General features: G+C 62.6%; 12 protein-coding genes. 7 read left to right on the plus strand and 5 right to left on the minus strand.

All coding sequences use genetic code 11. From position 1 onward, the window contains the following. Positions 1 to 99 precede the first annotated feature (99 nt). From RCP80_RS14725 to RCP80_RS14735, 3 genes are all read right to left on the minus strand, one after another. On the minus strand, positions 100 to 507 hold the full coding sequence (locus tag RCP80_RS14725) for a four-helix bundle copper-binding protein (RefSeq protein WP_308478373.1): 408 nt from the start codon (positions 505 to 507) through the stop codon (positions 100 to 102). A 691-nt stretch (positions 508 to 1,198) separates the two neighbouring features. After that, complete coding sequence (locus RCP80_RS14730) at positions 1,199 to 1,624, minus strand: rhodanese-like domain-containing protein (protein ID WP_308478374.1); 426 nt, start codon at positions 1,622 to 1,624, stop codon at positions 1,199 to 1,201. A gap of 14 nt (positions 1,625 to 1,638) precedes the next feature. Next, the gene (locus RCP80_RS14735) at positions 1,639 to 2,184 is read right to left on the minus strand and encodes a thioredoxin family protein (protein WP_308478375.1); all 546 of its coding nucleotides are present in this window, start codon (positions 2,182 to 2,184) and stop codon (positions 1,639 to 1,641) included. Between the two features lie 431 nt (positions 2,185 to 2,615). Between RCP80_RS14735 and RCP80_RS14740 the strand changes: the two genes are divergently transcribed. From RCP80_RS14740 to RCP80_RS14760, 5 genes are all read left to right on the plus strand, one after another. Continuing rightward, positions 2,616 to 3,218, plus strand: a complete 603-nt coding sequence (locus tag RCP80_RS14740) for a DUF305 domain-containing protein (protein WP_308478376.1) — start codon at positions 2,616 to 2,618, stop codon at positions 3,216 to 3,218. A gap of 411 nt (positions 3,219 to 3,629) precedes the next feature. Beyond that, a complete protein-coding gene (locus tag RCP80_RS14745) occupies positions 3,630 to 4,400 on the plus strand; it encodes a cytochrome c biogenesis CcdA family protein (RefSeq protein WP_308478377.1) in 771 nt (256 codons plus the stop codon). Then, positions 4,397 to 5,995, plus strand: a complete 1,599-nt coding sequence (gene resB, locus RCP80_RS14750) for a cytochrome c biogenesis protein ResB (RefSeq protein WP_308478378.1) — start codon at positions 4,397 to 4,399, stop codon at positions 5,993 to 5,995. The genes RCP80_RS14745 and resB overlap by 4 nt, the downstream gene beginning before the upstream one ends. A 434-nt stretch (positions 5,996 to 6,429) precedes the next feature. Continuing rightward, positions 6,430 to 7,023 carry a TlpA family protein disulfide reductase gene (locus RCP80_RS14755; protein WP_308478379.1) on the plus strand — a complete coding sequence of 198 codons (594 nt, stop codon included), beginning with the start codon at positions 6,430 to 6,432 and terminating at the stop codon, positions 7,021 to 7,023. A 322-nt stretch (positions 7,024 to 7,345) separates the two neighbouring features. After that, positions 7,346 to 8,563 carry a L,D-transpeptidase gene (locus RCP80_RS14760; RefSeq protein ID WP_308478380.1) on the plus strand — a complete coding sequence of 406 codons (1,218 nt, stop codon included), beginning with the start codon at positions 7,346 to 7,348 and terminating at the stop codon, positions 8,561 to 8,563. 299 nt (positions 8,564 to 8,862) lie between these two features. On the opposite strand, the gene RCP80_RS14765 is transcribed toward RCP80_RS14760, so the two are convergent. After that, positions 8,863 to 9,639, minus strand: coding sequence for a winged helix-turn-helix transcriptional regulator (locus RCP80_RS14765; RefSeq protein ID WP_308478381.1), 777 nt, complete (start codon positions 9,637 to 9,639; stop codon positions 8,863 to 8,865). A 465-nt stretch (positions 9,640 to 10,104) separates the two neighbouring features. Between RCP80_RS14765 and ripB the strand changes: the two genes are divergently transcribed. Both ripB and RCP80_RS14775 read left to right on the plus strand, forming a co-directional pair. After that, entirely contained in the window at positions 10,105 to 10,797 is a 693-nt protein-coding gene (gene ripB / locus RCP80_RS14770) for an NlpC/P60 family peptidoglycan endopeptidase RipB (RefSeq protein ID WP_308478382.1), read from the plus strand. Positions 10,798 to 10,973: 176 nt separating this feature from the next. Then, a complete protein-coding gene (locus tag RCP80_RS14775) occupies positions 10,974 to 11,633 on the plus strand; it encodes a DsbA family protein (protein ID WP_308478383.1) in 660 nt (219 codons plus the stop codon). 959 nt (positions 11,634 to 12,592) lie between these two features. Here RCP80_RS14775 and RCP80_RS14780 read toward each other — a convergent pair. Next, entirely contained in the window at positions 12,593 to 13,279 is a 687-nt protein-coding gene (locus tag RCP80_RS14780) for a DUF305 domain-containing protein (protein ID WP_308478384.1), read from the minus strand. Positions 13,280 to 13,373: the final 94 nt, after the last annotated feature.

Below are 13,373 nucleotides of genomic sequence, written 5' to 3' on the forward strand. Positions count from 1 at the left end.
GTCGTCGAGGCAAAAGCGCAGGTCGGCAACGCAGGTGCCGAGATCAGCCATGTCACTGATGCGTTCGCCAGGTCGGTGCGCTCCTGGAAGTTAGCAGGATCAGCCCAGCGATGTAAGCAGCTGCTGGCACGCCTGCTCGCAACGTCGGCACACTTCGGTGCAAATTCGGCAGTGTTCGTGGCGCTCGGCGTGCCTGCCGCATTCATCCCCGCAGGAGCGGCACGCCGTGGCGCAGGCCGCCAGCACCGAACGCGTGCCATTGGCGTCGTAGCCGGTGTGGCGCGAAAGCACGCGACCCGTGGTGTCGCACACATCGGCACAGTCGAGATTGGTGCGAACACAGTCGGTTAGCTCTTGGACCGACTGTTCTCCTAGACAGGCGTCGGCGCACGCCGTACACGATTGCGCGCACTCCACGCATGCCTCAACACACGCCGTCCACGCGGCTGTATCGACGCTCCCTAGATTCTGTGGGTAGCTCTCCAGTATGTTGCCTGCGACACTCATGTCCGTCCCTCTTTTCGCTGTCGTTGTTATATGCGGCCGCGTGGGTCCTACCACGCCGCGCGGGTACCCCCGGCTGAGTACACCCGAACGGCACGGTCCGGCCGACGGACAATCGCCGAATACCTCGACCATCTACGGGTGAACCCCGTAGGATCGGATCTTCGCCGACAGGCGCGGCGCCGCAGCCGGGCCGGACTGGTTCGGCTGATGCATGATTGAGTGGTTCAACTTCTGGCTGCCGCCGCATCGTGGCTTGTGCGGGTACAAGGACGAGGCGCTCCATACTTACGTAGCAGAGCAGTACGCTGTGAACCGGGCATCGGGAGGTCGCCTCGCCGCGGTGCCGAGTGGCGAGGATGCCGGCCACTATCACCAAGGGAGACGTCATGACTGCTCAACTGAAATCGTTTTCGGCTTCGCGAACTGTCAAGCGGCTCATGGCCAACCCGACGTTCAGAGCAGTTGCCCGGTGTGCGGTGATGTGCGCCTTCCGCGCGGCTTACCAGGGCGGCCAGCGTGTTAGCCATGGATGTGATGCCGAGCCGTGATAGCCACGACGGCAGCACAGACCCACGGCACGGCTCATCTCGAGGGCGCATGCCCAATTTCCGAAAGATGCGGCAAACATGCTGTCGGCAGCCGGCTACAACATCGCCACTGTGCCGTTGCCCGCCGGTGCGCCGACCTTTCGTCAGGTACCGACGAGGGTTCTGCCGCTGTCCTGCCAGGCATTCATCCCGCCGCGCAGTTCCACCAAGTCGGTGTATCCGAGTGCGGTGAGATCTTCTGCCGCTTGTGCGCTCATTGGTCCGGTAAGGCAATAGATGGCCAGAGGGGTGCCGCGAGCGGCCGGCAGCGCCGTGGCCTGCTCGTCGATCTGGTCGAACGGGATCGATAGGTCCGTGCCTGGGATGTCGCCTTCGTAGGGCACATGCACGTTGATGGTTACGCGGTCAGGTTCGGTGATCGCAGCTGCGAACTCGTCGGGTCCGACGAGCCGGTGAGACTCGACAGCGAGGGCGCTCGTGCTCGACGCCACGACCTCCGGTCGCTCTTCGCCTATGCCGCATCCGGTGAAAACGCCCACAGCGACACTAACCATCGCCGCGGTCAACACTGGTGCCCACCTAGTCATACGTCAAGGCCCCACGGGGTGTCGGTTTCACTGGCCCTTTCCTCGCGCGCTGTCCGACGCGCTCCAGTCGGGTGTTGGCCCGGGGCGATGGCGGCCCGCACCGCGTCCATATCCACCAGCTTCACCTGGCGAATCAGTTCTTCCAGAACCACGCCCGACAGCGCACCCGCTTCCCGCAGGACCAACACTCCATCACGAAACACCAGCATCGTCGGCATGGTTTGCACTTCGGCGATCTCCACGAGCCGCTCCTGAGCATCCACCTCGACTGTCGCATGCACCACTTCGGGATGCAACCGCGCCGAAGCGGCGTAGACCGGCGCGAATTCCGCGGATGTAGCACTGCGTGGTGAATCGAAATCGACCAACACAATTGAGTTGACTGCGATCACCGCCTCGATGGTGTCGATGCTTAGTTCCACGACAGAGGTAGCAGGGCCCTTTCCCCGTCGGACGCGGTGCAATGCCTTCACATATCCGACCCTCCAGCTCAGTCTGGCCATATCGTCCTCCTGGTGGCAGATGTTGCGGCACCTCAGCATTCGCGCCCGAGCACCGTCGATGTCCGAGCGTAACGGTCGGCCCTATCCGAGGTGTCGATGACACCACCTGGTCTCCAGAGCTCACATTGCGCACACACCCATCGGCCTTCGGCAACAACAACCCGGCGCGCCGCGAACACAATGACAGGACAGTGTGCCCGCATTGGCCGGCCACTGGCACCAGGGGAAGACCTTCATCACATCTTGTTCGTCCTACAGCACTTTAACAGGATGCAGTCGACCGACTGAGCACTTCACCGGGGGCTCCGTACGTACAGTGTGCTTACGTAGATAGGATTTATGGACACGGATCTTCTTGATTTCCATCGAGTTGCACGCTGGCCGGCTTGCGTGGATCACAAGAGTGTCGCCGCCGCCAGCAGCGTCAGAGACGACGATCTGCGTCACGGTTTCCGAGGGAAGGACTCGAAATGCACAACAAGTCAAGGGCGACCACCGCCGCCGCACTCGCTGCGATCGTGGCGCTATCCGGCTGCGGTAACTCCGACAGCAATGATGCCAATTCGACGCCCACTGCCCAAACAGCGCAGACTGCAGTCGACACCGCGACGCAGGACAGCCACAACCAGGCCGACGTCGACTTCGCGCAAGGCATGATCCCGCATCACGAGCAGGCCGTGGAGATGAGCGACATCCTGCTGGCCAAGCCGGATATCGATCCGCGGGTGGCCCAACTCGCCGAGGAGATCAAGGCGGCTCAAGCCCCCGAAATCGAACAGCTGCAAGGCTGGCTTACACAGTGGGGGGCTCCAGCGGCGTCAGATCATGGCATGGAAGGCATGCACGGGATGATGTCCGAGCAAGACATCGCCGAGTTGCGCGACGCGCAGGGCACCGAGGCGAGCCGACTGTTTCTCACGCAGATGATCGAGCACCACGACGGCGCTGTCATCATGGCCCAAACCGAAATCGACAGCGGTCAGTTCTCCGACGCAGTGGCCATGGCCCGCGATATCATCTCCACCCAACAGCAGGAAATCGACCACATGCGCGAAATCCTGCAGTCCCTGTAGATGACCGACCGCGTTTCCACGCCCGATACGCGCCACCGAACGAGCCGGCAGCAGCGAGGGTCCCTAAACACGCACGCCGGTTACCTGGCTTGTGCGGCTTGAGCTTTATCTTGTTGCCATTGGCATCACGACGCAAGCTGGCAGCCGCCAAGCCGAGATGTAAGCAAAGCCTATCGCCGAGGCACCACGTGCGGTCTACCCAACAGTGCACGCGCACGCGCTCTTAGCGCGAAAGCATCACAGCGCCAATATTTCTCGAAGGATCGGCCAGCCCGTCCGCGGTATCGATGCGGTGAACTATCGAAGCTATCGGTTGTGATATCACTACGTAGCATATACGTAGAGGATGTGGTTGGACGTGACCAGACGTAGCGGGCGGTGCCGGGATGCGATGGACAGGCGCGGTCGTCCATGAGCGGTTTTACTGAGATTGCCATTTCGGGTCATGTGGTGCTCGCGCTGCCGGTGTCGGTGTTGGCGGGGCTTGTGTCGTTTGCATCACCGTGTGTGGTGCCACTTGTCCCGGGATACCTCTCCTACCTGGCCGCCGTGGTCGGGGTCGACGGGGCCGGTAACGACGCAGCGGGGCAGGGTGCTCGGCTGCGGGTGGCTGGGGCGGCGGCGTTGTTCATTGCTGGCTTCACCGTGGTGTTCTTGATGGGTACTATTGCGATCTTGGGATTGACCACGACCGTCATCAGTAACCAACTGTTGCTGCAGCGGGTCGGTGGTGTCATCACGATTGTGATGGGCTTGGTGTTCATGGGTTTCATTCCCGGGCTGCAGCGCCAAGCCAGGTTTGCTCCGCAGTCTCTGTCCACGATTGGGGGTGCCCCGCTGCTGGGTGCGGTGTTCGGACTTGGGTGGACGCCGTGCCTGGGTCCCACGCTTACCGGGGTGATCGCGGTGGCCTCGGCGACGGAGGGCCCGAGCATCCTGCGCGGCGTGGTGCTCGTTATCGCGTACTGCCTGGGCCTCGGCGTTCCGTTTGTCCTGTTGGCGTTGGGATCCGCCCGCGCGCTGCACGCGATGGGCTGGCTCCGCCGTAACACCAGGGCAATACAGATCTTCGGCGGCGTCCTGCTCGTCGCTGTGGGGGTGGCGTTGGTGACCGGAATGTGGAACGAACTGGTCTCCTGGGTGCGTGACACGTTCGTCACCAACACGACCTTGCCGATATGACCCGCGCATTCGCTTACCTTCGCAACACGTGGCGGAGCCTCACCTCGATGGGAACAGCGCTGATGCTGCTGTTCCTGTTGGCGGCGGCGGCGATACCGGGTGCTTTGTGGCCACAACGCGACGTTAATCCCACCACCGTTGCGTTTTACATCGCCGATAATCCCCGGTTAGGGCCGTGGCTGGACCGCCTTCAGGTGTTCGACGTGTTCTCCAGTATCTGGTTCACGTCGATCTATGTCCTGCTGTTCATTTCGCTGATCGGTTGCCTGACACCACGATTGATTGAGCATGCCCGCAGTTTGAGGGCGGCTCCGGTGCGGTCACCGCGCAATCTCGCGCGTCTACCGAAATACCAGGTGGTGACCGTTAGCGGGGATCCGCAGGCGGTTTCAGATGCGGTGGTAGCGAAGCTGCGGGGTTGGCGCACGATCAGGCGCAGCAGCGCTGCTGGCGTGCAGATCTCGGCAGAGAAGGGTTATCTGCGCGAGGCTGGAAATCTGCTGTTCCACTTCTCTCTGCTCGGGCTTCTCGTCGCGGTGGCGGCCGGCAAGCTGTTCGGCTACGAAGGCAATGTGATCGTGATCGCCGACGGAGGGCCGGGATTCTGTTCGGCAGCCCCGGCCGCTTTCGACGCATTCCGGCCAGGCGCCACCGTCGACGGCACAGCGCTTTATCCGATCTGCCTGCGGGTCAACGATTTCGATGCCGAGTTCCTGCCCAGCGGGCAGGCGACATCATTTGCGGCCGATATCGTCTACCAAGCCGACGAAGACCTGATCACCAACACCTGGCAGTCCTACCAATTGAAAGTCAACGCGCCGCTGCGCGTGGGCGGAAATCGCGTGTACCTGCTCGGTCACGGCTACGCACCAACGTTTACGGTGACGTTTCCAGACGGACAAACCCGTTCTCAGACGCTGCAATGGCAGCCCGACGATTTGCTCACGTTGCTGTCGTCGGGAGCGATGCGGTTCGACCCGCCGGCGGGCAACTACCCCGACCCCGGCGAGCGTCGGAAGAATCAGATCGCCATCGAAGGACTGCTCGCCCCGACCGAACAGCTCGACGGCACGCTTCTGTCCTCGGCTTTTCCCGCCCTGAACAATCCCGCCGTGGCCATCGACATCTACAAAGGCGACACCGGACTGGACTCGGGCCGTCCTCAATCGATCTTCGCGTTGGACAAGCGCATGATCGAACAGGACCGCCTCACAAGGATGGCCCGGGTAAACTTGCGGCTCGGTGAGGAAACGCGACTCGAGGACGGCACCGCGGTCCGGTTTGACGCGATCACCGACTTCATCAGCGTGCAAGTGTCTTACGACCCCGCGCAGATCTGGGTTCTGGTGTTCGCCATCACCATGATGGCCGGCCTGTTGGCATCGCTCATCGTTCGTCGTCGACGGGTCTGGGCGAAAATCGATCGGGACGACGACACCGGCGTCGTGACAATGGAAATGGGTGGGCTGGCGCGCACCGACAACGCCGGATGGGGTGAAGAATTCGACCGCCTGGTAACGCGACTTGTCCCAGAACACTCATCGCTTACACAGACGGATGCGTCGACGAACGCAGCGAAAGACGCTGGTGAGTGAGGTCTGTGGACGCACTTGAAACTACGGTGTGGCCGCCAAAAATACCGGCGGCGTGAGCAATACCGGTCGAGATCGCGGTGTCAGCAACGGCGACGGCGACCACAATCGGTGGCAACGCGGCCGGACGGATCGCCATTGCGGTGGTTGCCCCGTTCTGTCAGGTTTGCCTACACAAGTGCACTACTTGCTGCCGCGGGCGCCGCAACGGTGGTGACGACGCTATGTGCCGACAGACCGGAACGCTTGGTAGACACCCAGCAGCGCATCCTCGTTGTTTGGTAAGCGTTATTCAACAGCCATCTATAGGGCCGGTAGCGGTTCGTGTGTCGCCCATCTACTAAAGTACTGGCTACTACCGTAGATCGTTGAGATGCGGGGAAGCGCGACGACGATGGCGAGAAGCGCTCGCTGACAACCGGTGCCAAGGAGTCGGGATGGTGGCAGTCCGAAATTTTGCGGGTCTTGCTGCGGGACTTGGCCTCATCGTCGCGTTAGCAACTGGCTGCACCGGCGATGGTGCGGTGGCTCAGGGCGGCACCTTCGACTTCGTCTCGCCCGGCGGCCAAACGGCCATCTTCTACGACCCGCCGTCGGCCCGGGGAACGGTCGGTTCGTTGAGCGGCCCGGACTTGTTCACCGACGAGCCGATACGGCTCACTGACTTCACCGGAAAGATCGTGGTGATCAACGTGTGGGGTTCGTGGTGTGCACCCTGCCGCACCGAGACACCGGAACTGGAAACAATTTCCGAAGAATACCGCGATCGCGGAGTTCAATTCCTCGGTATCGACGTTCGCGATAGACGCGAGGCCGCCCGAGATTTCGTCACCGACCGCAGGGTCAGCTACCCCTCCATCTTCGATCCCGAGATGCGTACCCTCATCGCCCTAGCACGCAACTATCCAGCCAGTGTCGTGCCGACCACGATGGTTCTCGACAGCCGACATCGCGTCGCGGCGGTGTTTCTGATGGCGCTGCTGGCCGAAGACCTCCGCCCCTTACTGGATCGGCTGACCACCGAGCCATAAACCGGGCACAATCCACCACCATCACAACCAGCGCGCACAGGGCCAACCCCAGCGGTAACAAGCCCGACATCACGCCCGTCGCAGTGATCAGGGACTCACTGGCAGGGAGGGTGCGTACACCGCGGCACCTCTGCTCGCGTCAAATCGTATGCCCGGCATACGCGGTCACCGGTCCGTCCGTGGCACGCCACAAGCACCGACGGCCTTGTGGGCGTTATGCCGCAGGGATTCCAGCCGCCACCTGTGCCATTCTTCATCTACGCAATATGTACGTAGAATGCTCTGTGAAATGGATGTGGGGCGTAAGGGACGGGATGCACTCATGAGGCTGGTCAAGTCCGCAACGACGGGGCGGCGGCGTTGTGTCCGGCGGATAGCGGTGGTGCTGGCGGTGATCGGCGTAGCGCTGGGACTGACTGCATGCAACTCCCCTGCGTCGCCGGCTGGGGTCATCGTCGACAAGGGCGCGCCCTACGCGGATCTTCTCATCCCCAAAGTGGGGACTTCGGTCACCGACGGCGCCATCGATGTGTCGGTGTCGTCACCAGTCACGGTGGGTGCCGAGACCGGTGTCCTCGCTGCGGTGGCGATGGTCAACGAAGACGGCAAAGTGGTCCAAGGGGAGCTGAGTCCCGATGGGACCACATGGCACTCCGCCGAACCGCTGGGCTACAGCAGGCAGTACACCGTGAGCGCCGAAGCGTTAGGCATGGGCGGGGTAGCTCGTAGCACTGCGGCGTTCCAGACCCAGTCACCGCAAGACCTGACCATGCCGTTGGTGGTTCCCAGTGACGGGGCGGTGGTGGGCGTAGGACAGCCGGTTGCCGTGCGTTTTGACCAGAACATTCCCGATCGGTTGGCCGCCCAGCGCGCGATTACCGTCATCAGTGATCCACCTGTGCAGGGGGCGTTCTACTGGATGAGCAATCGTGAAGTCCGTTGGCGCCCAGCCCAATACTGGGCACCAGGGACCGCCGTGGAAGTTCGTGTCAAGACCTATGGTGTTGATCTGGGCGATGGGCTCTTCGGTCAACGCGACCTCACCAGCCGCTTCACCATCGGTGATGAGGTGATCACGACCGTTGATGACGCCACTAAGACGATGACGGTGCGCGTAAACGGCAAGGTGGTCAAGTCGATGCCGGTCTCGCTGGGCAAGGACAGAACTCCGACCGACAACGGCACCTACCTCATCGGCGACCGCAATTCATCTCTGGTCATGGACTCTTCGACTTTCGGGGTGCCGGTCGACTCGGCTGAGGGTTACCGCTTGGAAGTCGATTGGGCCACCCAGATGTCCTACAGCGGAATCTATGTGCACTCCGCGCCGTGGTCAGTCAGCAGCCAGGGACGCGCCAACGTCAGTAACGGCTGTCTGAACCTGAGTCCGGAGAATGCAAAATGGTTCTACGACAACAGCAAACGCGGTGACCTCGTCGAGGTCATCAACACCGTGGCCACCACACTGTCGGGCACCGATGGTCTTGGCGACTGGAACATCCCTTGGGATCGATGGAAGGCCGGCAACGCCACGGTGTAGGGCGATCCGTGATCGACGCAGCGGCTACCAAAGCGTATGGCGGGCTTGCGACCCGCGTCGTGGGCAGGGATGGCCGGACCCCGCACTGAAGACACCGCCTCTCACGGATACATCTCCAGCGTGGATCACTCCCTCGACCGGCGACCGACGGTAAACGTTCAAGTCGGCTCAAAGGCCAAGTCGTATGCAAAGGTCGACAACTCGCCGACCTACCTCAGTCTCACCAAACCGCCCACCCGTCCCATCGCCTTAGTCTTCTGACGGCGGCCGCGATGAACCGTTCCCCGCCACAGCCACCCTCAAGCCCCTTCACGCGCGCAGGGGGCCGCGACCGCGCCGGCCGGCAACACAGTTGCACCCACCTCGCCGCACGGTGCCACGTTCACCCTGTGGGGCGCGAAGGCAAGCCGATAGCCGACACCGCGCACGTTCAGCACCAACTCTGGCTCCTCGGGATCGTCTCCGAGTCGGCGGCGCAGCGCACCGATGTGTACGCTGACCCGCTCGGCGTTGCCATTCGAACGCGGCCCCCAGACCGCCTCCATCAGATCCTGCCGTGTCACCACCGCACCGCGTTTCCTGGCCAGCTCGACTAGGATGTCGAACTGGGTACGGGTCAATCCGATCCGCTCATCGGCGACCCGTACCTCACGCCGAACGACGTCGATGGACAACGGGCCGCACGAATATTGTTGTGGCGCTGTGCCACCACTTCCAGCGAGAGCTGCGTAAGCCGTCCGTCTCCGCAGCGCGGCCCGCACCCGTGCAGCCAGTTCGCGACTACTGCGCGCGCCGATGAGGACGTCGTCAGCACCTGCCCGGAAGCCTGCGACGACGACGTTCTCATTCCCCGCACTCGAGCACATCGTGACGTGGCCATCGCAGACATCGCGTATTTCTCGACATACCTGCAACACGGACCCACCCAGTGAATCGACGTCGAGTGCCACGAACCCCGGTCGCAGGCGTTGGGCGACGTCGACCGCCTCTCCGCCGTCGTGGGCCACCACCAGGGACACCTCATCGGTGCGGAAGTGGTCGGCGACCGCCTCGATCCATCGGACGTGATCACCCACGATCAACACCATCGCCGGAGTCGGTATCGCCGTTATCGAGCCATCGCGCATTTAGCAGATAAATGCCCTACTGCGTAGCTACGCACACGTTCATCGGCTGGCGTGTCGGCGCCTCGCCTCGACACCGCCTCGGTGCACCGCCGCGCTTGGACGCCGATCACGCCGGTCCCACGCCAACCTACTGCCGGACAGCTAAGGGCCAGTGACAATTCCGGACAACCCGCTCGCGCAGTCGACGCGACGCGCCCGGCGACTAGCGATTGTTACGCAAGTGAGATGAGAGGCGTAAGTCACGTCCCGTGATTCGGTGTTACCGTTCTGCTGGAACGTATTACGTACGTACTTCCCTACGACGTAGACAGCCCATCGGAATTCGATGAGTAGATAGATGGCAGCGGCTCCGCCTGGGGGATCGAACCAATGCAACGATCGCCGACGACCGGGAAGGCGAGGACGGTGTCCACTATGCTCCACCCGCAGCTGAAGGCACTGGCCTGGTTGACCGTCGCGGTGCTCGCTGTGGCCTTTGCTACGCCCGCGGCCGCAGAGCCTGGCGACGGAACCTGGGATCCGACCCTCCCCAAATCCGTCAGCGCAGGTGCACCGGGTGACCCGCTGGCGATCGCCAACGCCTCGCTGCGGGCGACCGCCCTGGCCACCCAGACCACGATGGATCTCGGCCGAAACTTTCTACGCAGTTTGGGGTTGGGGGGCGTCGAGCCCAGTGCCGTTCCGATCGGTTCGGGCCGCGTGTCTGGGCGCCAGGCTATCGAGTACGTGATTCGCCGAGCGGGCAGTCAGATAGGGGTGCCCTATTCCTGGGGCGGCGGAAGCCTGACAGGACCCAGTCGAGGAATCGACCAGGGCGCCGGCACGATCGGGTTCGACTGTTCCGGACTGACCCGGTACGCCTTCGCCGGTATCGGCATACTGCTGCCGCGTTGGTCCGGTGACCAGTACAACGCCGGCCGTAAGATCCCGCCGTCTCAGGCCCGGCGGGGCGATCTGCTGTTCTGGGGTCCCGGTGGTAGCCAGCATGAAGCGATCTACCTCGGCAACGGCCAGATGCTGGAAGCCCAGCAAACGGGTGTGCCCATCAAAATCTCACCGGTGCGCATGGCAGGAATGACGCCGTACGTGACGCGCATCATCGAGTGATGCGGTGGCCGTCGGAGGTTCTTCCGCCGACGGTCGCGACTAAGACCTACGGCCTTTCTACATATATAGTCGAACGCGAGAATCCATACCCACAAGCCCGTCTCGGCGCACCGCCGCGGTACGCGGCTGCGCCGGCGCAGAACAGACGTTCGCTGATTTCACGAAGGACTATTCAGATGGCACCCGCCACACGAATTCTGCTGACCGTCTTCGCGGTCATCACCATCATCATCGGGGTTGGTGTATATCTGTCGGTCCAGGACAAGAACCCTCCCGCCGTTGCGCAGGCCCAGGGTGAAGAGGTTGGTCAGCTGGTCCGTGACAACAGCCGCCGCCTCAACACCGTGCCGAATAGTGACGTCACCTTCGTCGAGTTCCTCGACTTCGAATGCGAGGCGTGCCGTGCGGCCTTCCCGATGGTCGAGGAGCTGCGCGCTGAGTACGGGGACCGTGTCAACTTCGTCATCCGCTACTTCCCTATCCCCTCGCATTTCAACGCCGAGCGGGCAGCGCGTGCGGTCGAGTCGGCTGCCCAGCAGGGCAAGTTCGAGCCCATGTACAAGAAGATGTACGAGACCCAGAGTCAGTGGGGCGAACAGCGGACTCCGGCCGACTCCACGTTCCGCGGCTTCGCAACCGAACTCGGTCTCGACATGGCCACGTTCGATGCTGCCTACAGCGACCCCGCCACGCTGGACCGTGTCAACGTGGATGTCGCCGACGGTAAGGCCCTCGGTGTTCAGGGGACACCGACCTTCTTCCTCGACGGAAGCAAAGTGGAATTCAGGAGCTACCAAGACCTTTCGGCGGCAGTTGAGCAGGCCTTGAAAAAGTAGTCGGTGAGTGGCGGCCCACGCACAACGGTTCGCGGTGCGGTGCGTGAGGCAACATCGCCGACGTGCTCGTCCGGGCTTGACCTCCGGCACTGCATCGTCACACTGTCATCAAGCCGCGGTGAAACACTTGCACCAGCACTACTTTCGGGCTTGCCAAAATTCGCGAAACTCGAAACCTACTTCGACCAAGGCGCCATCGAGGTCGATCCGGACACGTTCGGGCGGTGAAGGTGATCTACCCGTGCGGATGGAAACCACCACCGCCGGGTGAGGCTCCGCCATGGGACCTTGGACATCTCGAGGGCGTGGGTATTGTGAAGGATCGTCTGCTGAAGAAATGTGGCATCCGCGTCATTGTGGATGGCGGCGCTGCCTGACGAGCCCAGGCGATCCTGGGCGACACTATTCGTGTCGCTGCAGGCGCTCAGCCCGATGACCAAAGTCACGCAGACCGTGATAGGACTATCAGGCGCCTCGTCACGAGTCGACGCCAGTCGCCGCGGGCATCGGTCCATCGCAGGGCGACCGGTAGGGCTCAGGTTCAGGACCGCGATAACCGTCAGCATCGCCAAAACACCACCGACTGCACCGATTACACCTCCAAGTCTCTGGTCGCTGAGCACATCCGTGTGCCAGTTCAGTTTCAAGGAGCGGTAGAAGGCGTCACCTGTACGATCTGCATGTTCACCACCACACGTCGACGAGAACGAACTGCGACAACAACGGACAGCAGCATTGTGCTGGGTACCTTGCTTGACAACGTGTTGCCGCACAACCCGTCTGGAGGCTCGGCCGAGATCAGGGTGGATCCGCACCGGCAGGCGGTGGGCGATAGCGGTCATCGACAGCCGCAGCGGAATCCCCGTCGAACACCTGCCTCGGCTATTCGAATTATTCTACCGTGCCGCGGCGGCGTCGGCGGGGACGGCGGGGACGGCGCGTCTTCTAGCGCGACCGGCTCATTGCTTGTCCAGGAGTTCTTGCATGGTGGTGATCTCCTCCTGCTGCGTGAAAACTATGGTTCGTGCCATGTCGACCGCCGCGGGGAACTGCCCGTTGTCGATCTCCGGTTGGGCCATGGTGATCGCACCCTCGTGGTGCTCGATCATCTGGGACAGGAACAACCGCCCGGCCTCGGCACCTTGTGCGTTCTGCAGCGCGGCCATGTCGGCGTCAGACATCATCCCGTGACCGCCACCAGCCATGCCCGGCATCTGACCCATGTCACCGCCGCCGGACATGTCGTGGCCCGGCATGTCGTGCCCGGGCATACCGCTGCTGCTGGGCGCCGGCGTGGACGAGGCGCCCCACTCTTGCAGCCAGCCCTGCAACTGCTCGATCTCTGGACCTTGCGCGTTCTTGATTTGGTTGGCCAGCGACACAATCTGGGGGTCGATGCCCTGTTTGCCGAGAATCATGTCGCTCATCTCGATCGCCTGCTGATGATGCGGAATCATGCCCTGTGTAAAGGCCACGTCGGCGTCATTGTGCGCGGCGTTGTTGCTGGCGGCGCTGGTGGAGGCGGACGACGCCACCGAGGTGGTCGACGAAGCCTGGGTATCGCTTGCCGCGTTCGAGCAGGCACTGACGACAAGGGCCGCCGCCACCGTCGCCGCGAGCCCGTATCCATATCGTTTGTGCTGCATCGCACATCCTTCCTTGACCAATGTCCGTGACAACGTCCGTTCACCCGACGCGCGCTGTAGCCGCCGGTTGACTCCAGCTTCGAGAGTTCAAGTA

The organism is Mycolicibacterium sp. MU0053 (assembly GCF_963378095.1).
Classification (GTDB): domain Bacteria; phylum Actinomycetota; class Actinomycetes; order Mycobacteriales; family Mycobacteriaceae; genus Mycobacterium; species Mycobacterium burgundiense.